The sequence below is a fragment of the Mesorhizobium sp. M4B.F.Ca.ET.058.02.1.1 genome, from assembly GCF_003952505.1.
Classification (GTDB): Bacteria; Pseudomonadota; Alphaproteobacteria; order Rhizobiales; family Rhizobiaceae; genus Mesorhizobium.
On the sequence record NZ_CP034450.1, the window covers coordinates 6,197,989 to 6,221,368 of the forward strand.

Genomic DNA, 23,380 nt, shown 5'->3' on the forward strand with positions numbered 1-23,380 from the left:
GGCCATGGCAACCGCCAGCGTTTCCGGCAGCCGCGAGGAGGAAGTCTGGCGGCGCCTTGGCGAGGTCAACGACCCGGAACTCGACGAAGCCATCACCGAGATGGGCTTCGTCGAGCGGGCCGAGATAACCAGTGACGGCACTGTGGAGGTCGACTTCCGCCTGCCGACCTACTGGTGCTCGCCAAATTTCGCCTTCCTCATGCTCGACGGTGTCCGCAAGGCGCTCGACCGGCTCTCCTGGTCGCCTGCCTATCGCGTGAAACTACACGACCACATGTTCGCCGAAGAGGTCAACCGCGGCATCGAGGCGGGCAGGACTTTCGGCGACATCTTCGCCGAGCTTGCCGGGGACCAGGATATCGACGCCCTGCGCGAAACCTTCAGCATGAAGGCCTTCAAGCGGCGCCAGGAGGCGGTCTTGCGCGGTCTGCGGGAGCACGGCCTGACGGATCGCGAAATCCTCGGCATGGATCTGGCGGCATATGATGCCGCCAGCTTCGAGCCGGGCGAGGCGGCCGCGCAGAAGCCACGGTACCGGGCGGCTCTGCTCCAGCGGTTTGCTGACCGCTGTCCAGGCGATCCGGTCTTCGTGACGTGGGAGGGGCGACAAATCCCGCCCGTCGCGCTCAGCGCCCACCTCGCCGAGCTGCGCGGCGTGCGCGTCAACATGGAGTTCAACGGCGCGCTTTGCCGTGGACTGAAGCAGACAAGATACAAAGAACTGAGTGTGGTCGACGGCGAGCCGACGCTGGTCGACTTCATCATGGACCGCGTGCCGGCGCGAAGCGCGCCGGCCGTCTAGGCAACGTCGAAAGCAACGGCCTCCCTCGCACGAGGCCCCCAACCAACAAGCCGCCCGTAAGGCGGAAGGAGGAGTCATGCCTAAAATAATGCTTCACAATTCGCAGGCCCGCCGGGCCCTTGCCCGCGGCGTCTATAGGCTGGCGGCGGCCGTCGAACCTACGCTTGGCCCCAAAGGCATGAACGCCATGATCGACCGGCCGATCGGTACGCCGATGGTGACCCGCGACGGCGTCAGCATCGCCTCCGAGATCGAACTGCATGACCGTTTCGAGAACATGGGCGCGCAGGTCGTTCGTGAAGTGTCGATGCAGACCAACGAGGTCGCCGGCGACGGCACCACGACCGCCATCGTACTCGCCAACGCGCTCATCCAGGGTGGCATCGAGGCGAATGAACGCGGCGCCAAATCGGTCGATCTCTGCAAGGGCATCGACCGCGCGGTGGCGGCGGTGGTTACTGCCCTCAAGGCCTCGGCCAAGCCCGCCAAGGGCAACGGCATCCTCGCCTCGGTCGCAAACATCGCCGCGACCGACGCCAGGCTTGGCGCGCTGGTGGCGGAAGCGCACGAGCGCGTCGGGGCGGAAGGCGTCATCACCACCGACTTCAGCGTGACCACCGAGACCACGCTTGACGTGGTCGAGGGCATGTCCTTCGACCGCGGCTACCTCTCGCATCACATGGTCACCGACCAGGAGAAGATGGAGGCCGTGCTCGAGCGGCCTCTGATCCTGATGACCGACCTCAAGATCAAGGACCCCAAGGCGCTCGAGACTACCCGCCGCATCGCCGACGAGGCCGGGCGGCCGCTGCTGATCGTGTCGGAGGAAGTGTCGCCGGAGGTGGTGGTGACCCTGCTCGGCAAGCAGGGGTCCGGGAAATACCTCATCGTCCATCCGCCGGAATACGGCCATTGGCGCAAGGCGATGATGGAGGATCTGGCGATCATCACCGGCGGCAAGGTGATCGCGCGCGATCTCGGCGGCCGGCTGGAGGACATCACAGCCGAGGATCTCGGAACGGCCGAGCGGGTGAGGACCAGCGCGTCCTATACCTCGATCATTCGCGGTGGCGGCGACCATGCTGCGATCGCGTCGCGCCGCGCCCAGGTGCAGCGGCAGTACGAGGCCGCGCCGCCGAACATCGAGCAGGACAAGCTGCGCGAGCGCCTGGCCAAGCTTTCCGGCGGCACGGCCATCCTCTACGCCGGTGGCGTCACGCCCGTCGAGCAGAAGCGGACGATCCAGCTGATCGAGGATTCTCTCAATGCCGTGCGCGCCGCCTCCGAGGAGGGTGTCGTCGCCGGCGGCGGCTCGGCGCTGGCTCAGATCGCGCCCCTGCTCGACAAGGTGGCGGCCGAGGCGGAAGGCGACATCGCCGAAGGAGTGCGCCTGGTGCGCTCGGTGTTGTCGCGTCCGCTGTGGCGCATTGCCGCCAATGCCGGCGCCGATCCCGAAACCGTGGTGGCCGAGGTCACCCGCGTCAATGGCGGTTATGGCTACAACGCATCGGCCGGCAGCTACCAGAACATGTTCGAGGCCGGAATCATCGATCCGGTGCGCGTCACCTACACCGCGCTCGCCAACGCCGCCTCCGTGGCGACGCTGATCCTCACCACCGAAACACTGATCGGCGATCTCGCCGAGGACGAGGACCCGACCGCCGGCCCGGCACGTGGCGGCGGTTCGGAAAAGCTCGGCCGCGCCTGACGCGCATTCCAACGGAACGATTTGGAAAGGACACGACGATGAAAGCCGCCAGACTCTACGAATACGACCCGCACATGAACGTGAAGCTCAAGATCGAGGACGTCGTCGCGCCGACGATCACGGCCCCTGACGAGGTGATCGTGCGGGTCGGTGCCGCCGGACTGTGCCGCACCGACCTCCACATCATCGAAGGGGTGTGGAAACCGACCATGGATCCTGACGGCAGCCTGCTGCCTTACATCATGGGCCATGAGAATGCCGGCTGGGTCGAGGAGGTCGGCAGCGGCGTCCGATCGGTCAAGCGCGGCGACGCCGTGATCTGCCATCCGTTCCGCTCCTGCGGCATCTGCCTCAACTGCCGGCATGGCGAAGACATGTATTGCGACAATGGGCAGTTCCCCGGCCTCGGCATGAATGGCGGCTTCGCCGAATATTTCATCACCAGCGAGCGCTCACTCATCAAACTCAACGCCAATGTCACGCCGATCGAGGTGGCGCCGCTGGCCGACGCCGGCATCACCGCCTACCGCGCCGCCAAACGGGCGGCGAAGCTGTTGCGGCCAGGAAGCTACTGTGTGCTGCTCGGCATCGGCGGGCTCGGCCACATCGCGTTACAGTCGCTGCACGCGATTTCGGGCTGCCGCATCATCGCCGTCGACCGCGAGCCGGCGGCGCGTGTGCTGGCCAAGGATCTTGGCGCCGACTTCGTCCTCGACGGCGGGCCGAACGTTGTCGAGGAGGTAAAGGCGATCACCGGCGGCGGCGCCCATGTCGTCATCGATTTCGTCGGTGAACTCGGCGTCGAGAACATCTGCTGGAAGATGGTGCGCAAGGGCGGCCAGCTCTTCGTCGTCGGCTACGGCGGCGCGGTCAACGTTCCGACCGCGCATCTGGTCATCGAGGAGATCAACATCGGCGGCAGCCTGGTCGGCAATTTCACCGAGCTCGTCGAACTGATGGAGCTCAACGCCGACGGCAAGGTGAAGATGCACTACACCGAGTACAACCTCGCCAGCATCAACACCGCGCTCGACGACTTCAAGAACCGGCGCTTCACCGGCCGCGGCGTCATCGTTCCCTGAACCACCTGGACCGGATCCACGCCAAACGACCGCGTCGGTTCCGATCCGTCATCTGCAAGGAGAGGAATTAATGAACAAGTGCATCTGTGAATTCGTCGGCACCTTCGCGTTGGTCTTCGTCGGCTGCGCGACGGTTCTGTTCATGCGCTCCGAGGTCGGCCTGCTCGGAGTCGCCCTGGCATTCGGCCTGTCGGTGGTGGCGATGGCCTATTCGATCGGGCCGATTTCAGGCGCGCATCTCAATCCGGCGGTGAGCCTCGGCGTCTTCGTTTCCGGCCGGATGAAATCCAATGACCTTGTCGGCTATGTCGTCGCGCAATGTCTGGGAGCGATCGTCGCGTCGGCCGTGCTCTACGTGATCGTCCAGGGCAAGGGTGGCGGCTATGACGTCGCCGCGAATGGTTTTGCCCAGAACGGCTGGTCGGCCTATTCGGCGACTTCGGCGTTCCTGTTCGAAGCAGTCGCAACATTCCTGTTTGTGCTCGTCATTCTGCGTGCCACAGCCGAAGGCGGCGCGGGCGCTCTGGCAGGCCTGGCGATCGGACTGACGCTGGTCGTGATCCACCTCGCCGGCATTGCTGTGTCAGGATCCTCGGTCAATCCGGCCCGCTCGCTCGGGCCTGCTTTGTTCGCCGGTGGAACCGCGCTGTCGCAGCTCTGGCTCTATATTGTGGCCCCTTGTCTTGGCGCCGCCGCAGCCGGGCTGGCGGAGCGCGCTGGTGTGATCGGAGCCGGCGAAAGGGTGTCGCAGCCGGCCTGACCGACTGCCGCCTGCGGCTCCCTTTTGGCTGAAATCCTCCCAAACCATGGCATGAATGGCATGGGTTCCCTTTTCCCCTCGTCAAACGAACTCGCGCCGGATGCCGTATTGCTCGAGCTTGCGATAGAGTGTTGGCCGCGAGATGCCGAGCCGCTGCGCGACCCGGCTAAGATTGCCATTCTCCACGGCAAGCGCATTTTTCAACGCCTGCCGTTCCGCCTCGGCGAGCGTGCCTTCAGGCACCTCCGGCGAGATGACCGCAGTGTCGCTCGACTTCGCGCTCTGTCCGGATGCGGGGGCCGTGATCTCCGCGGGCAGATCGTGAAGTCCAATATCTCGGCCGCGCGCCAGGACATGCAGACGTCCGACAAGGTTCTTCAGCTCGCGCACATTGCCCGGCCAACGATAGGCGAGCAGCGCGGCAAGCGCTTCGTGCGAGAATTCCAGCGGCTCCTCGCCTGAGGCTGCGGCGATCCTGCGGTTGAAATGCTCGACCAGCAGAAGCACATCCTCGCCGCGCTCACGCAGCGGCGGCACCGTGATCGAGACCGCGCCAATTCGGTAATAGAGATCACTGCGGAAGCGGCCCGCGGCGACTTCCTGCTTGAGATCGCGGTTGGTCGAGGCGACCAGCCGGACGTCCACAGGCCGGCCTCGGCTGTCGCCGATGCGGTTGACCACCCGCTCTTCCAGAACGCGCAGCAGGAATGGCTGGATCTCGAGCGGCATTTCGCCGATTTCGTCGAGGCTGAGCACGCCACCATTGGCAAGCTCGAAAACGCCGGGCTTGCCGTCGCGCGAGGCGCCGGTGAAGGCGCCGCCGACATGGCCGAACAGCTCGCTGCCGAACAATTCCTTTGTGATGGCGCCGCAATTCATCGCAATGAAAGGATCGTTTGCCGTGCGCCGGCTGCCGGCATGGACAAGCCGCGCAAACAGCTCCTTGCCAACGCCAGTCTCCCCTTCGACCAGCAGCGAGGCGACGCTGTTCGAGCGGGCAACGCGACAGGCGACATCGACGGCAGCAAGCAGCGCCTCGCTTTCGCCGACGATCATGGCGGCCGCGTCCTGGAGGTGCTTGTCCGCCTCCCGGTGGGTCACGCTGGAGACTGCAGGCGCCGACGGGAACACGAGCGCCGCGCCGCGCAGGTCGCCGTCGAGCTTGAGCGGCGTGATGTGGCAGGAACGCAGATGGGCCGGCAGCGCCCTGGCGATATCGGCCTCCGAGCCGGACGAAGGAAGGTTCATCAGCCAGCGCCCACGCCCAGCCTCCATCCGACCGTCCGTCATTTCAGTGGCTTCGCCATCGGGCACGTTGTTGCGGAAGATGGCGCGGCCACGATGATCGAGGATCACCAGCCCGTCTTTCCGGCGGTAGCTGGAAGCCGAGGAGATGAAAGCCTCGAGCAGGCGCGTTCGTTGCTCCGCCTGCTGCTCGGCCAATGCCTTTTCGATCTGCCGGGCCGTTGCGGCGACCAGAGCGGTGTTATGCGGCCGGAAGATCGGCGAATAGCCCGACAGGTCGACGACACCGATGATCTTGCCGTCCAGTGGATCGCGGATCGGCGCACCGGCGCAGGTCCAGGACTTGATGCCGGCGCAGAAATGCTCGGCAGCATGGACGAAAGTCGGCTCCCCGGTCCACAGTGCCGTACCTATGCCATTGGTTCCGACAGCGTCCTCGTTCCATTTGCCGCCGATGGCAAGGTGGATATCCATGCCGTTATGCAGTGTCTTCTTGTCGCCGATAGCGTCGATCAACACCCCGTCGCTGTCGGCAAGAACCAGCATAGCGCCTGTTCCCTCCAGCAGCTGGCCGATGGAGGCGAAGGACCGACGCGCCGCCGCGAGCAGTTCGGCATTGGCCCGGGTCAGAAATTCGATCTCGTCGCGATCGCTGTTGAGCGGGGCTTCATGCCCTTGCGCATTGATGCCGCCGGTTGCGCTGCGATACCAGGAGTCGTGAATGAGCGAGCGGACGTGGCTTGGCTTGATTGGATCGCGGGCACATTTGGGTTCGTCGGCCAGAAAATCTTCCCAGGCGCGCATGGTGGCGCGCTCGTCATAATCGATGTTGCCCAGAACCATTTGCCTGCCGGCTGACGGCGCACGCGCCGGAAGAGCATCGATCTTCATCTGACTGGGACCCGGATCACGTTTCATTCAGTCATCACGGAACCTTTGAGACCATCGCTATGTGTTCTCGGCGATCCGGACGTCGCGTCCAATTGGTTAGCCGATGCCGAGCTTGGCGCCGATTTCGGCGGCAAGCTGTTCTTCGGAGTAAGCGCCGGTGAGGCGCATCCCATCCATGTCGGCAAGCTTGGCAGCTACGGTTTCGTCGACCGGCGCGAAGTAGCCATTCTGTTTCGTCGCCAGCACGAAAATCTGTTCCCGGTCGCGATCGCGTACGTCGCCGATGTGATGGAGCTGGCGGCCCGTGTTTTGATCCTTCGAGACCACGCGACCGTTGATGCTGATATGGACAGACGGCCTGGCTTCCGACGCCGACACCGGGGCACCACCAACGTGGATGATAAGGCCCTCGACCTTTGGCAACTGGCGTGGCTTTTTGGAAGCTGAATAACCGCCGGCGCTGAGCTGGTCGGCAAGGCGGACGATGGTGGAGCGATTTTGCTCGATCAGTCGTTTGATCTGTACGTCCTCGCGCCGCGGGCCATCCCGCTTGGAGATGATCTCGACCATGAATCCTCCCAGATTCGTTGGCAGTGCTGTTAGGGCAATTCTTCTCCTTTGCAGCGAACCTTACACTGCCACAGTCGGGTTCGCCATTCATATTAGTTAGCGCCGAAATAGGTGTCGTTGGTAGCAGGTGGCTGCTACAAAGGGCTGGTACTCGTACGTCTGAGTAATGCCCGCGTCAGGCTGCCTTGGCTTGCCCGTTACCAGCCATACGACCCGGTCCAAATCCCTGCATAGCCAAACGCACCTGCGACGCTTCCAGGGAATCGAGCTCGGCATGGTCGAGGTCGTCGTGGCCGAGAACGTCCATTATCCGCCTGGTGGTCGGACCGGGGATGGCAATAGGAGCTTTTTTTATCGGTGGCACCGTGCGTCCGCTAGCCAGGTATGTTCCGGAAACCAGGAACACCATCAGCGTCGAATCGAGAATGTCATGGCCGACAAGGGTGCCGGTCAGGCCGCCAATGACATAGACGATGACGGTGACGACGATCATTGTCGCACCGAACCGCTCGACTGGATCGGCACTGAGGCGCAGGACCCTTGCTGCGTTCCAGACCGCCGCGCCGAAGATTGTCGCGAGAGCCAGAGCTCCAAGCAACCCGGCTTCGACAAGAGCGGTCAAAAAGCCGTTGTGAAAGTGGTTGAAACCTTGGTTCGTCCCAAATCGCTCCTTGAATCCCTCCTGGGTAAGCGTGCGACTGGCGGAAATGCCGTGGCCGAAAAATGGGGCTTCACGAAATGCATCGAGGCCTATGTCCCAGAGTCCAACCCGCAATCCGAGTGGAGTGGAATGATCGCCTCTGGTGGTGAGGGCCTGCCAGTCATCGAAGAGGAAATGAGTGCGATCCACGATGATCGGAAATGTAATTGCCGCCGTTAACAAGCTGGAAGCGCCTGCTACCACCAGCAACCGCCTCATATTCGCTCGAGTGAACCTCCGGCGATTGACCACAAGGATGGCGACAACGGCAACCAATAAGGCCACCCAAACCATACGCGAGCCCGAGTAGACAGTCGCCACGACCCCGGCGAGTGCGGCGACAGAGAGTGGCTTCCAGGCTTTCTCCATTCCCGACAGAGCGCCCGAAAGGCACATCATCACGGCGAGACAGGTGACAGTCGCAAAAACGATCGGATTTCCAGCCCCCCCTTCTGCCCTGAGCATCCCGATCCAGTAATATTGGACGATGGCGAGGACCAACGCACCGCTACAGGCCGCAGCGCTCGCAAGCACAGCAATGCGCGCAAGGCTGGCCTTATCGATGATGCTCCAGGTCGAATAGGAGATCGGGAAGAACAGCAAGGTGACCAGCGGCAGGAAATACGCGACGTCAGCCCGCAGCGTACCGTTGACGATCGAGGCCAGAACCATAGCCGCGCAGTAGGCATAGATCGCAATGGTCATGGCAAGCATCGGCCGGTCGACATTGAAGCGCCGCCGTTTGGCTGCCAGCAGCAGCACCGACCAGAGTGCGCCGCCATGAAAGACGAAGCTCACCGCCGATCCCAGCACAGGTGGCGAAAAGAAACAGGCGATGGAGAAGTAGATGATGACCTGCGCGGGTGTGAGATGCCGCCGGAGCGATATGAACGGGTTCAATGCCTTGCTTCGCAATCTTCCAGATTGTGCACGGATCGTTCGAAGGTCCCCGCCATCCCTTTTCCCGAGCCGGTATAGCCGCTGGCTCCGGTATCCGATAGTGCAATACCGCCGCGCCCCGCAACCGGCTGTGAGGGCGGGCAGTCCTGACTGAAATTGTCGGCCACGCGCCACCTCAAGCCGCGACAGCCGTTGAAACTCCCTGGTGTGCTTCCCGCCATGATTGGAACATCAATACGTCCCAGAGCGGATACTGGTGGTTGCGCTGTCCAGAAAGGTGTTCGGACCAAGCGCGCCGAATCGCCTCCGGCCGGAAGAAGCCATCTTCGCGCAGCCGGCGCTCGTCGAGCAGCGCCTCGGCCCAATGGCGCAGCGCACCGCGCAGCCAGGTGTCGATCGGTACGCCAAAGCCCATCTTTGGGCGTTCGATGAGCCCGCGAGGGATATGCCTGTACAGGAGTTGCCTGAGTGGCCACTTCGTCTTGTTCTCGGCCCGCAGGATGGAGAGCGGCAACGAGAGCGCGAAGCCTACCAGCCGATGGTCGAGCAGCGGCACGCGGGTCTCGAGGCCGACAGCCATTGCCGCGCGGTCGACTTTCACCAGAATGTCGTCCGGCAGATAGCTCATCATGTCGAGATACATCATCCGCTCGACGCTGCCCGGTAAGGTCGGAAGTGCTTCCAATCCGGTCAGCATCGTGGGTGGCTCGACCGCATCGGGAATGATCTCGGACGGCTCCCAGTGCGAGCAGAGACGACGATAGACGTCGTTCATGGTTCGAAGCGAAAGGACCGACGCCGCCTTGTGGATCTTGTCGCCTACCCGCTCGCGCCGAAGGCGTCGCGGCAAGAGCGGCATGATCCCGTCTGCGACGTTGTCATACAGTTCGGGGGACGGCAGTGTTGCCAGGCTGGCCGACACGCGACGCAGGCCGATCGGGATGCGGGAAAGCTTGTTCCAGAGCGCGTCAGCGAGCGCGTAGCGCGTGTAACCGGAAAACAACTCATCTCCGCCGTCGCCCGACAGCGCAACGGTGACACTGCCACGCGCCAGTCTGGAGACGAGGAAAGTCGGGATTTGCGACGAGTCCGAAAACGGCTCGCAATAGATGCCCGGCAGTTGCGGCACGACGTCGAGGGCGTCCCGGTCGCTCAAATATAGTTCCGTATGGTCTGTGCCGAGATGGCGCGCCACATGTTCGGCATGATCGGCTTCGTTATAGCCGGCTTCGGCGAATCCGATCGTGAACGTTCGCACAGGCCGCGAACTGATCGACTGCATGACCGCCACGATTGCGGAAGAATCTATGCCGCCGGAGAGGAAGGCGCCGAGCGGTACATCGGCTATCATCTGCCCTTCGAGTGCGCGGCGAAGATGGCGCTCGACTTCGTCGACCGCTTCCTGTGGGCTTCCTTGAAAAGGTTCACGGCGACCCTGTTCCGCGACCTCCCTCGCGCTCCAATAGCTCTCTACGCGTGGCTCGCGCACAGGATCGGAAAGAACGAGAAGGTGGCCAGGTCTTAATTTGCGGATGCCCTCATAGATGCTGTACGGCGCGGGAATGTAGTTGTGGCGCATCAATAGCGCCAGCGCATTCCGGTCGATCGCTGGGCGCCAGTCGGGAAGCAGATGAAACGCCTTGGGCTCGGAGGCGAAGGCAAACGCCTTACCAACACGGCCATAATACAGGGGCTTCTCCCCCAGGCGATCGCGCCCGAGAAGAAGGGTTCTCTCTTTCCGGTCCCACAGGCCGAACGCGAACATGCCTGTGGCCAACTCAAGAGCTTGTTTTAGCCCCAGTTCCTCGATCGCAGCCAGAAGGACCTCGGTGTCGGAATGCCCGCGCCAGGCACGATCGCCATGTTCCCGATCGAGAAGCGTGCGCATCTCACCGTGATTGTAGAGTTCGCCGTTGAAGACGATGACGTAACGGCCGCCGTGCGAAGTCATGGGCTGGGCGCCAGCCGATGACAGATCTATGATTGCCAGCCGTCGTTGACTAAGCGCGACACCCGCCTCAGCATCAGTCCAGACGCCGTCGCCGTCCGGCCCTCGGTGCCGGATCATGTCGGCCATGCGACGTACAGTGGAGGCGCCGCTGCTCGTCGCGGCCACGCCACCCACAATGCCGACAATACCGCACATCCGGCGTCGTTGCTCCCATGATGGCCTGTCCCCGAGTCCTGTTCTCTATGCAAAATCAGAGAGAGGAAAATCGGGCGGCTATTAATCCGTTCGCACGAAACACCATTGACCGCAGCCGGTTCCGAAAAGGCCGATTCCTGGAGTGACGTTCAGGCGCTGCTTCGTGCGAAACCCAAGCTTTTCCACGGCCGTCTCCAGCTCGACAGCCGAGGTGGATTGATAGGGGTACCCGCCAAGCCAGTCGTCGACATCCGCCAAGAACTCCATGCCCCGGCGTTGGCGATAGTTCTTTACGAAAGAGATCGCGTCCCGATGCCGCAGCGTTCTTGCCAACATATAGGCGCAGACAAAAAGCGCCCTTACCGGAGGTCGCAGCCACTGATGGGAGGAGTAGAGCCTCTTTTCGACCGTCCACAGCCCGCACAGCGGCGTCTTCAGGTAGATCGCAATTCCCAATCGCCCCCCGCGACCAACGAGATCGGTCGCATTGCGGATCGCTGCCCACATATCGCCCGTATGGTGCAGGACACCCCACGAGTAGACAATGTCGAACGTCCCGGACGGGAGCGACGCTTTATCGAGGATGTCGGCTCGCTCCACACTCCATTCCGCTCCCGACGCAAACCGGGAAAGAACGGCTTTGGTTGTTTCGACGCAGCGGACGTCGTAGTCGAGCGCCCGGACCTTCGCCGCGCCTAGCCGAAGGGCGGCCGCCGAATGCAGGCCCGATCCGCAGCCGATGTCCAGAAATGTCTTCCCGTCCAAATCGCCCACCAGACGGCGAAGATCCTCGCAAGCCCGGTCCAGGTGTTCGTCCTCGAAGCGCGCGGCGAGCTCGGACCAGTTGCGGCCGAAATCATAGCGCGCGTTCATTGGCTTCCCATCCGTCGTCCTTTTCTCAAAGACCAAGGGAATCGGATCATACTCGATAGAATTCCCGATACCATTCCACGAAACGCGGAACCCCGATTTCGACCGGAATCTTCGGCTTGAAGCCGGTCGCCTCTTCAAGTGAGCTGACATCTGCGAAAGTTGCCGGGACGTCACCCGGCTGGAGCGCCATGAGGTTGCGGTTTGCCTTCCGCCCGAGTGCGTCTTCCAGCACCTCGATCAAGCGGTTCAGCTGAACGGGCGAATTCCCGCCGATATTATGGATCCTGAAAGGCGCGCTGCTTGTCGCGGGGTCGGGGGCCGAACTCTTCCATTGCGGATTTGCTGTTGCGGGCTGCTGCATCACGCGGTCAATGCCCTCGACAATGTCGTCGATATAGGTGAAATCTCGCTGCATGTTGCCATAGTTGAAGACGTCGATCGGTTCGCCAGCGAGAATGGCCTTGGTGAAGATGAACAGGGCCATGTCTGGCCGTCCCCAGGGACCATAGACAGTGAAGAAGCGCAATCCTGTCGTCGGCAGGCCGAAAAGATGGCTGTAGGTATGCGCCATCAGTTCGTTGGCCTTCTTGCTTGCGGCATAAAGGCTCAGCGGATGGTCCGCTGGATCGTGAACGGAGAACGGCATCCGTGTGCTGCCGCCATAGATCGAACTGGAAGACGCATAGACCAGATGGCCGACCGAGGCACGTCGGCATCCCTCCAGGATGTTAAGGAAGCCGGTGAGATTGCTTTCCGCATAGGCGTGCGGATTGGTAAGCGAATAGCGAACGCCGGCTTGGGCTGCGAGATTGACCACGATCTCCGGAGTGACCGAGAGAAGAAGCGCAGAAATGCGATCTCGGTCGGTGAGGTCGATTTGATCGAAACGAAAATTCGGAAATTCTTTCAAGCGAGCGAGCCGGGCTCGCTTCAGGTTGATGTCGTAATATTCATTCATGGAATCGAGGCCGACAACCTGCCGGCCATCAGCGAGAAGCCTCTGGCAGAGGTGGAATCCTATGAAGCCAGCCGCGCCGGTGATCAGAATCGGCCTGGTCGATGTCAATGTGTACTCCTAGGTTGCAGGCCGAGCTCACAGGCTCCAGTATTTTATCACTCCAGGAACTTCATTCGGCTTGATGGCCGACTTGACGTCGAACAGCGTTCCACCTGGCCTGATCATTTGGAAAATACGGGATTTCTCCCTCGATAGATAATGCTTGTGAGGAACCGCCAGAACAAGCGCCTGCAAATCGTTTATCTCGTCGAGTGGCAGGATTGTTTCACCATATTCGCGTCGAGCGGTTTCGGCATCGGCAAGAGGATCGTGGACCTTGGGGGCAATGCCGAACTGCCTCAGTTCCCTGACCATGTCGAAAACACGGCTGTTGCGCAAATCCGGAACATCCTCCTTGAAGGTCAGTCCGAGAATGCCGACGGAAGCTCCCTTCACGGGCATATCTGAACGGATCAGCTGTTTGACCACTTGTTGAGCAACGAAGGCTCCCATGCCGTCATTGATGCGGCGGCCGGCGAGGATGATCTGCGGATGGTAGCCCTCAGCCTCCGCCTTGGCGGTCAGATAGTACGGGTCGACACTTATGCAGTGGCCACCCACGAAGCCCGGCTTGAACGGAAGAAAGTTCCATTTCGTTGACGCGGCATCAAGGACGTCCTGCGTCCGAATATCAAGCCGCTCGAAGATCATTGCGAGTTCATTCATCAGCGCGATGTTGAGATCGCGCTGCGTATTTTCAATTACTTTCGCGGCCTCGGCCACCTTGATCGACGGGGCGCTGTAGACACCGGCATCGATGATCCGGCTGTAGACGCCCGCCACACGCTCCAGCGCTTCGGTATTCTCGCCAGAGACGACTTTGACGATTCGTCGCAGCGAGTGTTCGCGATCGCCGGGGTTGGCTCGTTCAGGTGAATAGCCCAGCGCGAAGTCGTGAGGATGCCGCAGACCGGAAATCTGCTCGATGATGGGTCCACAAAAATCTTCGGTAACGCCGGGATAGACCGTCGATTCGAAGACGACGACCGCGCCTTTGCTCACCACTTCCCCGACGAGTTCGGATGCCAGCTTCAGAGGAGCGAGATCGGGGGCACGATTGATGTCGATAGGGGTGGGCACGGCAACCACGAAGAAAGTAGCGCCTTTCAACATCTTCCGGTCGGTCGTAAATACGATCGACGATTCCTTGAGCTCCGTGGCGTCAACCTCTCCCGTACGATCGACGCCGTCGCGCAGCTCGTTGATTCGGCGCTCGCTGATATCGAAGGCGATCGTTGCCGGGAAAATCTTTCCAAACGCGACGGCTACTGGAAGGCCGACATAGCCTAGGCCGATTACAGCAATGCGTTCGGTCATCCGTGGATTTCCTCAGGTCGCTTATGACTCGAGGCGCTTGTATGGCAGGCGGTGGGTTAATTCAACGATGCGTCGTTGCGAAGGCGGAAGTCTCCACTCAAAAGAAGTCCGCCGCCGATGCCTGTACCACTCAACAACTCAGACCGACCGATACTGTGGATAACATGCCGCAGGGTTGGGTTTCGGGACCCGAGACCTTACAAGAGGCGGCTGGCCTGCTGCAATCAGCCTAAGATGTTGAACGCATGAACCGTATCGTCGTCATTGTGAGCGAGCCAAAGTCCCTTGCAACCACTCGAGGACATTTTCTCCTTGCGCTGCGTGTGGCCGGATACGAAGTTCATGCCGCGGCGCCGTTCGATGAGATGACCGTGCGATGGCTGACCGGAAACGGCATTCGTTTTCATCATCTGCCGATGGCGCGCGCGGCAGTCGGCCCGATCGGCGATGCGATTTTGGCGCTCCGTCTCTACAGAAAAATACGGGAACTCAGACCTCAGGTCGTGTTGACCTGCGCAATCAAGCCAATCGTTTATGGCATACCCGTAGCGTTGATTGCACGCGTCCCGCGTCGGCACGCGCTTATCACTGGCCTCGGCTATGCGTTCACGGACCGCCATAAATCGCTGCGCTGGAGGGTCATCAACGCCGCGGCTCGACTTCTTTATGCAGCAAGCCTGCGCGGCGCCACGACGGTGACGTTCCAGAACGAGGACGATCGAGATGATTTCCGTCGCCTGGGGCTCCTCGGGCGGACCCCAGCCAGTGTCGTCAACGGTTCAGGGGTCGACCTGGATCGTTTCAGGGTTGCGCCACTGCCGGAGGAGCCGCGATTTCTTATGATCGCCCGCCTGCTTCGCGACAAAGGCCTTGCCGAATACCTGGGTGCCGCGAAGCTGGTGAAGGCGGTCCGGCCGGAGGCTCGCTTCGACCTGGTCGGTGATACGGATCCAAATCCCGCGGGATTTCCGGTCTCGGAGGTTGAGGCAGCCGTCGCGGACGGAACGATCCGCTATCACAGGGGTGTCGAAGATGTCCGTCGGGTGATCGCCGACTCGCGTATTTACGTGCTTCCCTCCTATCGCGAGGGCACATCGCGCTCGGTTCTGGAAGCAATGGCAATGGGTCGTCCGGTGATAACGACGGATGCGCCAGGCTGTCGCGCGCCGATCGTCCCCGGGGTAAACGGCCTGTTGGTGCCGGTCGGTGCCACGACCTCCCTGGCCGAGGCCATGATCCGTCTGATCGACAACCCAGATGAGGCCAGATGCATGGCCAGGAACAGTCGGTCGATTGCCGAACAGCGCTATGATATTCAGAAAGTTACTGCTCATATGATGGAAATCATCGAAGGCGGGCAATGGGCCGCAGGATGACATCTGCAGAAAAGCCAGCGTCGAACCGATATGAATTCGGAGCCTATTGGGCTTCATTCATCGACAAGTCCTACTCCGCTGAACGCCGCCAGGCGGCGGCCGGCAAGCTCCTGTCCTTCCTGGGCAAAGACCGAACGGAGACTAGGCGATATGCGGCTGGCCGTCTTCGATCGTTACGATCTCGTCGCAATTTTCGACCGTCGTGAGGCGATGCGCGATGATGAGGACTGTCAGATCAGCGGGCAAATCACCGATTGCCTCCATGACAGCTGCTTCGGTCTCATTGTCGAGCGCGCTTGTTGCTTCGTCAAAAACGAGCAAACTCGCCTGTTTATAGAATGCCCGCGCTATGCCTATTCGTTGGCGCTGGCCGCCGGACAATCGCACACCGCGTTCGCCGACCCGGGTTTCATAGCCCTTGGGCAAGTTTTCGATGAAGCCCGCCAAAGCTGCCTGCTGCGCTGCGTTGCGAACACGTTCAAGATCGATACCGGCGGGGTCGATGCCAAACGCTATATTCTCGGCGATCGAAGCGTCCGAAAGGAAGATACTCTGGGGGACATGGGCAATCTGCCTCTGCCAGGCACGTCTAGTGCCTCCATCAAGGGGCTTCCCGTCGATCTCGATAACTCCACTTGTCGGCTCGAGTAGGCCCATCACGAGATCGACTGTCGTGCTCTTCCCGCTCCCTGTCTTGCCTACAAATCCGATCTTTGCGCCCTTCACGATGGTGAGATTGAACCGTTCGATAACCGGCGGCTGATCGGGCGCGTAGCAGAACGATAAATCCTTCAGCACAATTGCCTGATTGAATGGCAAGCGGCTCGGCGGAGGTGCCTGTGCTTCTGCTGGGAGTGGCGCTTCGATCGTCTTAAGAACCGCTTCGACGCCGGCGATATTGCCTAGCACGAGCGCCCAGTTTGCATAGATCAATTGCATCAGGGGCACTAGACGCTGCGCGCCAAGGGCAAACGTTCCCAGCATAGGCAGTACCTGCCCGGCGTTGTTTGTCCTTGTGATCAGGAAGTAAGCAAGTGCGGCGATGATCACCATCCCAGTGGCTTCGATCGCGAATCGAGGAGTAGCGGCCGCGAGAGCGTTCCCCGAGTAAGCGCGCTGTAAATGCCTGTCGAGTTCTTCGAAACGGGAAAGGAAGTAGGGCTGAGTGTCATTGATGATGACATCGCGAATGCCACCCAAGCCCTCTTGCACGGACCGAATGTCTTCCGCCTGCATTCGCTCTATCGTGCGGGCATTCGTCTTGAGATGTTTGCGAATGAAGAGCGACATGGCGAGATAGGCCACACCCAATCCGGCAAAGATCGCAAATGTGATGAATGAGCTCAACGCGAACATCGCCGCAACGACGAACACGCTGATGATCGCTCCCCCAACCGCTTGGAGGATCGGGAGGAGAACGTTCATGTTGATGATGTGGACTTGGCGAAGTGTCGCCAGCACCGAACTGGAGCTATTCGATAAGTGATAGCTGTAGGGTTGGTAAAGTGCGCGCTTGTAAACTCTCACGGCGATCTCGTGCCCAAGCGAAAAGACAAAAGCATGAGTCGCTCGCGAGAGCAGGATCCGCACCACCCCAGCGATCACTACCACTACCGAAAATAGCGACAGCAAGGGCAGAAGGCTGTCGCTCGAACTGGCCGAACCGAAACCCTGCAATTGGCGTCCGATCCATGACTGACCTATTGAATCGGGATCGGTGATCTTGGCCAGAAACGGCAAGAGGGCACCGAGCGTCGCGGCCTCAGCGATAGCGCCGAAGGACATTAGAACCAGAAGACCGAAAAACTGGCGGCGCCGGCGCCTCGATAGCTGCGCCCACAAGCGCCGAAGCGCGTCGGTCGTGCTGTCTAGGGTCTGGGTTCCGCTCAATGCCAAGGTATCGCCCGCATTCTCGACGTTCATTGCGCATGGGCGCCACAAGGAAACAAGTCGCATGTGGCGCCAATTGACAATTTCTGATCTCGGATCGTCAAAAGCCATCCACAAGCTGGACCATTCAGGGCAGCTTCGAACGTGCAATTGTGATATCTCTGTACTACTAGCAGCGAGGAAAAGGCGATTCTAAGTAGGAGCCGTCAGTTGGGCGCCGATCGGTTCTGGCAGTCCTTGGGTCTCTGCCTGACTGGGCTAGGGGCGGCGTTTCTGCTCTTTGTCGCTGCTTATCCCCTCGGCCTCGTCCAGGCCTATCCGACACCCCCCGCGGAGGCTATTGAGGGACCGCTTGGGTTTGAGAAGAAGATAGAGGATTTGAACGGCCTTTATCGCGAAGCGAATGAGCCCAAGCAGGTCTATCTTGAGCGCCTGACAAAGGCTGTCGCGGGCGGCGTGGTGCATTACTGGACGGAAGGGGACCGTTGGGCGGCCACTGACGCGCGCTATACGAAGATCAGCGTTTTCGACAACTACGTCATCTGGCTGCTCGGTCGGCTTCCTGCATACCACGACAGCTTTCAAAATTACGAGTTTTTGACACCCCGAAAGGCCTTAGATCGCGGTTACGGCTTTTGCTCCCAGGCCTCAAAGATTGTCTATTCAATCCTTACGGAACAAGGCATTCCAGCGACGATATATAGCGCGGAGCAGCACACGATCGTCGAGGTCGATGGTAATGTTCTCGATTCCGATTATGGCGTCCTAGTACCCCATCCTCTGGCTCTTGTAGAAAGGGATCCGTCGATAGTCGATTCCTACTATTCGGACTACGAAGATATGCTGCCTCTTTTGCATGGAGCCTACGGTCAACCTTGGCATCAGCTTGGAACGCCAGAAGGCTTTCAGAGTGCCCGTTCTTACGAGACAATTTTCGACCGGCTGAAGTGGCTTCCGCCAGTCATGCTGCTGCTCATCGGCGTGTTGTTGGCAACTAGCGGGCTGCTTCGGCGCCGACCGTTCGTTTCTGCCCCGAAAATCTTTGCCTTCGGTCGTTCGTCCAATCGTGGAGCTTAGGGAGTGCTTTGCGCTTGCTTGAGGTCTATGCCTATGGCATGCGACGGCTAAATCGGAAGTCGGCGGCGATAGAGTCTCGATGAATTATGCTCCAGCAAAGACATCCGCTGTCGTTCCTTCGACGGCCATCGCCAAGAGCCGCCGTAAGGGCGTACTTTTTGTGATCGGATCGCTAAACCTTGGCGGCACGGAGAGCCAACTCGTACTGCTCGCCAAGGAACTGGCATGCCGAGGATGGAGGGTCGAGGTTTTTGCGCTTACGCCGGTAGGCGACGTACTGGCCGAACCTCTGACCCGAGCCGGCATACCAATTTTCTATGGCCGCCACCGACCGAATTCCCTCGCCGCCGGTTCAAAGACGTCGCCGGGTTTGAAGGAGTTGATGGTCCTCCTGGCCGCGGCCACTTGGGTTTTCAGGCGGGTGGCTTGGACACGACCGGGCGTGGTCCATGCTTTTCTGCCGCTGACAAATTTCCTCGGCGCCCTGGCCGGACGGTTAGCGTTGGCACCGCTTATCGTCACATCTCGACGCGGCCTCGGCAGCCATCAGGAACGCTGGCCTTGGCTAAAATGGATGGATCGGTTCGCTAACCGTTTTTCCGATTTCGTGGTTGCGAACTCTCTCGCTGTCGCGGCAGACACGGCGGCGCGGGACAACTACAGCATCAACCGCATCAAAATTGTCGCAAACGCCCTCGATTTAAGCCGGTTCGACAATATCGGCGATCGTCGCAATGGGACCCGGGCTCGACTTGGTCTCGCCCCAGATGACGTGGGCATCATCATTGTCGCCAATTTGATACCGTATAAAGGTCATGACGATCTAATCGAGGCGATTGCCCTTGCGAGCAAAGTGCACCCGAACATCAAGCTCTTTATGGCCGGGCAGGACCGGGGAATCGGATCGGCTCTGGCGCAGAAGGCTGAAAGCCTCGGCATCGGGCGCAAAGTGCAAGCTCTCGGAGTTCAGAGCGATATCCCTGGTTTACTCGCTGGTATGGATGTTGGCGTGATCGCGTCCCATGAGGAGGGCTTTTGCAATGCCTTGATGGAGAAACTGGCGGCCGGTCTCCCGGTAGTCGTCACAGACGTAGGCGGAAATCCGGAGGCAGTCTCAGGCCTGCCAGGATGTGTTTTGGTACAACCTCATGCTCCCACTGATCTCGCTCGAGGTTTGCTGGAAATAGTAGACCGTCTGCCAGAGCGCAAAACGGACCAGGAGTTTCGCCAACGGACAATGCGCCAGCGCTATTCGATTGAGGCTATGGCCGACGCCTATGAAACCCTCTACCTCACGGGGAAATGAATGAGCGGCGGGGTTGCTGATGTGGATCGCTCACTAGGCCCAGCATCGTCGCTGCAAACGAACCTGGTGAACCTTTCTGCCGGCTTCTGCGCTTTCACAGTCGTTGTATATCAGGCCTGGTTCATGCCTTTCTCCCTGCCCTTGTTCACCGGGCGAGATGGCTATCTCAGGTTGGCCTTGTACGCCCTCTATGGCGTTGTACTCATCGTCTCTTTCGCAGTGGTAGTGACGCGGCGTGACGTGCGCAAAGCTATTTCGCCGCTGGCAATCGGCGCCGTGGTGGCGGTCGTGCCAATCGCTCTGCATCCTCTTGGGATCGTCAACAGGAGCTATTTGACAACTCTTGCTCTTGGTGGCTCTGCACTCACTCTGATGCTTACGTTTGCGCCTCCGATTGTGCTGCGGCTGTCCGCTTCGGTTACGGCCCTCAATGCTATCGTTTGCTTCTTGGATGTGCTCTTCACCCATGGCTTTACCACTACAGTTGGCCGCGCGGCGGGGTTAGCAGTCAACCCGAATGTGGCCGCTGCGGGACTCTTGCTCGGCGGCGCGGCGAGCTATCGCGCCGTACCTAAGGAATGGCGCCCAGGTTTTCTCGTCCTGGTTGGGGGGGCGCTTTCAATCACCTTGTCCCGCTCCACTATTCTTGCCGCCGTCGCCACCGTCTTCCTTCCAAGTGCTGCTGGCATCTGGCAATACTATAGAGCTGGCCGAAGATTGCGGATCGGCACCGCTGCTTGGACGCGGGCTCTCGCCGTGGCTCTTGTGCTGCTATCGGCAACTTTCGTCGCACTGACCACTAACCGCTACTTTCGAGCTGCCATTAGCCAGTCTTTCGCAGGAGTGTTGGCCGTAAACACGGACCTTAGTGTGGCAGGCGAAGCTGTCGACACGTCGCTTGCCCGGCCAGCGGTTCCGATAGGACATCCTCCCCAAACAGATGACGCGAGACCGCTTTCGGTCGAGCCGCCCCAATTGGCGCCATCTAGAAACGTCCCAGCTCTACCCGAGGAAAGCTTGCCAGGAGATGTCGCCACTCCCCCCAAAGCGATTCCGTCTGCAGCAGGCGCGGCCAGGATCCAGGCCCTCAGCGAACGGCTGAGAGGTGAAGGTAAGAAGAATTCTATCTCGGCCCGAGCTCTGTTCTTGGAACGCGGCCTACTTGCATACCAGACAGGCGGTTTCTTTGGTCGTGGGCTGGAAGAGGCTCATGTCTTTGTTCCTCACAACACGTTTGTCCTTTTTGCTATCGCTTTCGGCCATATCGGCTGGCTAGTGCCACTCGGCTTCCTCGTCTCCGCCTTCTGGTTCGTTCGTGACGCTGAAGATCTGCCACTCGGAGTCGCCCTCTTAGGCGTTATGCTGACTTCGCATGATGTCTTACTGACGCCGAGTTTGTTCATACCCGTGGCTATCGGCATAGGCAGCATGCTCGCCGCAAAGACCAATCCCAGCCGAAGCAGGGAAGCATATTCGAGCTTTGCCTTTGGAATAGGCGGAGGCGTCGGGTTATTCGCTGCCGCTTCCATTGTCCTGTTGATTTCGCCGCCGATCGGTGTCGATCTCCGGGCTAATCCGCTCTACTTCATGCTTTTGGGGACCGTCATCGCCTGGGCTGTTGCGACGCTTTATTTGTTTTGTCGCTCTCGTCGAAGCGGCCCCGGCGCGTAGGCGAGTCGCTTGGCGATTATCCGGCCTGCCGAAGGTCGATCGACCGGGACGGTCAGATCATCTCGGAGCATCTCGATGATTTTCGGAACAATAAGCATTGCGCCGAAGATGGAGAGGTGGTGATCGTCGACGTAGAGGCTGTGCCCCGCGCTGTTTGTCATTCGGCATTCCGCGGCGGGGCAGATCGCGTCCAGCGGATCAACGAATTGAAACTGGGAATGGTGCCGCGCGAAGGCCGTGAAGGCCGCTTTGAATGCGCCGTGCTCTACCCGCGAGGACACTGGGCATGGAAGGGAGAAATAGTTCGGCCTGAGAGCACAGATCAGGTTCGTGTTTGGAGCGTGTCCGACCAAGATGACCGGTCCGCGAAACCCGGCGTACAGCTTGGAGATGTCTTCAAGCATTGTCGGAAACAGCTTTGCCAGATCAGGGATATCGACAGGCGCTCCATCAGCCTTCTTTTCGAGAATGTTGCGGTATCCTGGCCAGCGCTGAGCTTGGACGATGGCTGCGATCCCCCCGGCGTTCAACCAACGGGCTGCTTGATCTGTTGCGGCTCGACAATGTTGCGTGACCGCGCCTCTAGGCCGGCTCTGAAGATCCGCTCCGAAATGGCAGCTGCCGGCTTGCGCTAGCAGGAAGTGAAATTCCTTTCCGCCAAGCTCTTCGAGGGCGCGGGTGTAGTGGTCAACGTGCGAGTCTCCGACAATGAGGATCTTCGTTGGGCTTTGAAGATTTCCGAATTCGCAGAAATCCTCACAGCCACGAGAGCCCTTGATCGATTCCAGGGTCGCGCGATCGGCCAGTTCACCTCCCGCGATAGCCGATGGCGACCGCCAAGGCATACCGCCCCACATGGAGTAGCTGACCAGCGAGAAAGCAAGCAGACCTGCCAACGCAAGCCCTGTGGGTCCGACGAAGCCGCGGCCAGCACGATACGGCTGTTCAACGAAGTGAAACATCATGACTGCCAAGGCGAGAGAAAGGAACCCGACGAGAACGGCCTCTCTCGGCAGCAGCGGCCGCAGAAGGCCATATTCACAGAATACGATCAGGGGCCAGTGCACCAGGTAAAGTGAATAGCTGATGCGCCCGATATAGGCTGCAGGGCCATTGCGTAGAACAAGCCCCACACGTCGTGAGCGATCCGCGTACAGCACCATCGCAGCTCCGACCGTAGGCACTAGCACATTGAGGGCGGGTGCGTGTGCCGTGTCATCTAGAAAGAAGACGGCGCCGCCTATGAGCACCAATCCAAGCAAGGCGAGGAACTCGTGGATAGCCAAGGCTCGCGGCTGTGGAAGCCAGACCAATGCCGCGCCACAAGCAAATTCGAAGACACGGAAAGGCGTATTGTAAAAGACGGTCGCTCTGCCGTCCGAAAGCCATTCGGCAGTCCGCGTTCCGGCAAGCAGCCAAAATGAGCCGTCCTGGAATGCGAAGATGAGCCAGAAGCCCAAAACCGTGATCGCCAGGATTGGCCAAACCATCCGACGTCGGAATAGGGCGAGCAAACCTGAAAGCAGGAGCGGCCACACGCAATAGAACTGCCACTCAACACTCAGGGACCAAGTGTGTAGCAGTGGCTTCATACGCGCGGCCAGGTCAAAGTAGCCGGATTCTCGCCAGAAGAGGACGTTCGAAACCCCGAGAGTGGCGGCCAAAAGCGACTCTGCGAAGTTCTCCAAATGCGGTGGAGCGAATAGAAGAGCCGCAGCAATGCACGACAGGGCCAGTGTCGCAAACAGAGCCGGCAGCAGCCGGCGGGCGCGGCGCCGATAGAACTGCGCTAGGCTGAAACGCCCCCGGTCGATATCGGCTGCAACAATTTTCGTGATCAGAAAACCGCTGATTACGAAAAAAACATCGACACCGACGAAGCCACCGGAAAATCCGAAAACCCTCAAATGAAAGCAGAGCACTGCCAAAACAGCGAGCGCTCTAAGGCCATCTATCTCTGTCCGATGACGGTTCAGCCTGTCCCGTGTTGCGAATGACGCGGCCGAGGT

General features: G+C 60.2%; 17 protein-coding genes. 8 read left to right on the plus strand and 9 right to left on the minus strand.

The features are described from left to right. Positions 1-4 precede the first annotated feature (4 nt). The 4 genes from EJ073_RS30265 (at position 5) to EJ073_RS30280 (ending at position 4,352) form a co-directional block, all read left to right on the plus strand. Complete coding sequence (locus EJ073_RS30265; RefSeq protein WP_126058855.1) at positions 5-802, plus strand: iron-sulfur cluster assembly protein; 798 nt, start codon at positions 5-7, stop codon at positions 800-802. A gap of 76 nt (positions 803-878) precedes the next feature. Next, positions 879-2,510 (plus strand): molecular chaperone GroEL, encoded by a 1,632-nt coding sequence (locus EJ073_RS30270; protein WP_126058856.1) that lies wholly within the window; start codon positions 879-881, stop codon positions 2,508-2,510. Positions 2,511-2,548: 38 nt separating this feature from the next. Continuing rightward, positions 2,549-3,592 (plus strand): NAD(P)-dependent alcohol dehydrogenase, encoded by a 1,044-nt coding sequence (locus tag EJ073_RS30275; protein ID WP_126058857.1) that lies wholly within the window; start codon positions 2,549-2,551, stop codon positions 3,590-3,592. A gap of 70 nt (positions 3,593-3,662) precedes the next feature. Then, a complete protein-coding gene (locus EJ073_RS30280) occupies positions 3,663-4,352 on the plus strand; it encodes an MIP family channel protein (RefSeq protein WP_126058858.1) in 690 nt (229 codons plus the stop codon). A gap of 81 nt (positions 4,353-4,433) precedes the next feature. On the opposite strand, the gene EJ073_RS30285 is transcribed toward EJ073_RS30280, so the two are convergent. The 7 genes from EJ073_RS30285 to EJ073_RS30315 form a co-directional block, all read right to left on the minus strand. Further along, a complete protein-coding gene (locus EJ073_RS30285) occupies positions 4,434-6,515 on the minus strand; it encodes a sigma-54-dependent Fis family transcriptional regulator (RefSeq protein ID WP_126058859.1) in 2,082 nt (693 codons plus the stop codon). A 69-nt stretch (positions 6,516-6,584) separates the two neighbouring features. Next, on the minus strand, positions 6,585-7,058 hold the full coding sequence (locus EJ073_RS30290) for a hypothetical protein (RefSeq protein WP_126058860.1): 474 nt from the start codon (positions 7,056-7,058) through the stop codon (positions 6,585-6,587). A gap of 175 nt (positions 7,059-7,233) precedes the next feature. Further along, positions 7,234-8,658: an O-antigen ligase family protein gene (locus EJ073_RS30295; protein WP_126058861.1), complete on the minus strand. Its 1,425-nt coding sequence runs from the start codon at positions 8,656-8,658 to the stop codon at positions 7,234-7,236. A 175-nt stretch (positions 8,659-8,833) separates the two neighbouring features. Then, positions 8,834-10,804: an asparagine synthase (glutamine-hydrolyzing) gene (asnB, locus tag EJ073_RS30300; RefSeq protein WP_126058862.1), complete on the minus strand. Its 1,971-nt coding sequence runs from the start codon at positions 10,802-10,804 to the stop codon at positions 8,834-8,836. 81 nt (positions 10,805-10,885) lie between these two features. Beyond that, positions 10,886-11,677, minus strand: a complete 792-nt coding sequence (locus tag EJ073_RS30305) for a class I SAM-dependent methyltransferase (protein ID WP_127406357.1) — start codon at positions 11,675-11,677, stop codon at positions 10,886-10,888. Positions 11,678-11,723: 46 nt separating this feature from the next. Further along, complete coding sequence (locus EJ073_RS30310) at positions 11,724-12,743, minus strand: NAD-dependent epimerase (RefSeq protein ID WP_126058864.1); 1,020 nt, start codon at positions 12,741-12,743, stop codon at positions 11,724-11,726. Between the two features lie 27 nt (positions 12,744-12,770). Then, positions 12,771-14,051: a nucleotide sugar dehydrogenase gene (locus EJ073_RS30315; RefSeq protein ID WP_126058865.1), complete on the minus strand. Its 1,281-nt coding sequence runs from the start codon at positions 14,049-14,051 to the stop codon at positions 12,771-12,773. A 245-nt stretch (positions 14,052-14,296) separates the two neighbouring features. On the opposite strand from EJ073_RS30315, the gene EJ073_RS30320 reads away from it, so the two are divergent. After that, the gene (locus EJ073_RS30320; RefSeq protein WP_126058866.1) at positions 14,297-15,427 is read left to right on the plus strand and encodes a glycosyltransferase family 4 protein; all 1,131 of its coding nucleotides are present in this window, start codon (positions 14,297-14,299) and stop codon (positions 15,425-15,427) included. 141 nt (positions 15,428-15,568) lie between these two features. On the opposite strand, the gene EJ073_RS30325 is transcribed toward EJ073_RS30320, so the two are convergent. Further along, positions 15,569-17,350, minus strand: a complete 1,782-nt coding sequence (locus EJ073_RS30325; protein ID WP_245455426.1) for an ABC transporter ATP-binding protein — start codon at positions 17,348-17,350, stop codon at positions 15,569-15,571. A gap of 177 nt (positions 17,351-17,527) precedes the next feature. Between EJ073_RS30325 and EJ073_RS30330 the strand changes: the two genes are divergently transcribed. The 3 genes from EJ073_RS30330 (at position 17,528) to EJ073_RS30340 (ending at position 21,371) form a co-directional block, all read left to right on the plus strand. Beyond that, entirely contained in the window at positions 17,528-18,394 is an 867-nt protein-coding gene (locus tag EJ073_RS30330) for a hypothetical protein (RefSeq protein WP_126058867.1), read from the plus strand. A gap of 79 nt (positions 18,395-18,473) precedes the next feature. After that, positions 18,474-19,700 carry a glycosyltransferase gene (locus EJ073_RS30335; RefSeq protein ID WP_126058868.1) on the plus strand — a complete coding sequence of 409 codons (1,227 nt, stop codon included), beginning with the start codon at positions 18,474-18,476 and terminating at the stop codon, positions 19,698-19,700. Next, positions 19,701-21,371 carry an O-antigen ligase family protein gene (locus tag EJ073_RS30340; RefSeq protein WP_126058869.1) on the plus strand — a complete coding sequence of 557 codons (1,671 nt, stop codon included), beginning with the start codon at positions 19,701-19,703 and terminating at the stop codon, positions 21,369-21,371. On the opposite strand, the gene EJ073_RS30345 is transcribed toward EJ073_RS30340, so the two are convergent. Next, positions 21,329-23,293 carry an acyltransferase family protein gene (locus EJ073_RS30345; RefSeq protein ID WP_245455793.1) on the minus strand — a complete coding sequence of 655 codons (1,965 nt, stop codon included), beginning with the start codon at positions 23,291-23,293 and terminating at the stop codon, positions 21,329-21,331. The two genes, EJ073_RS30340 and EJ073_RS30345, sit on opposite strands and share 43 nt — an antisense overlap. Positions 23,294-23,380 lie beyond the last annotated feature (87 nt).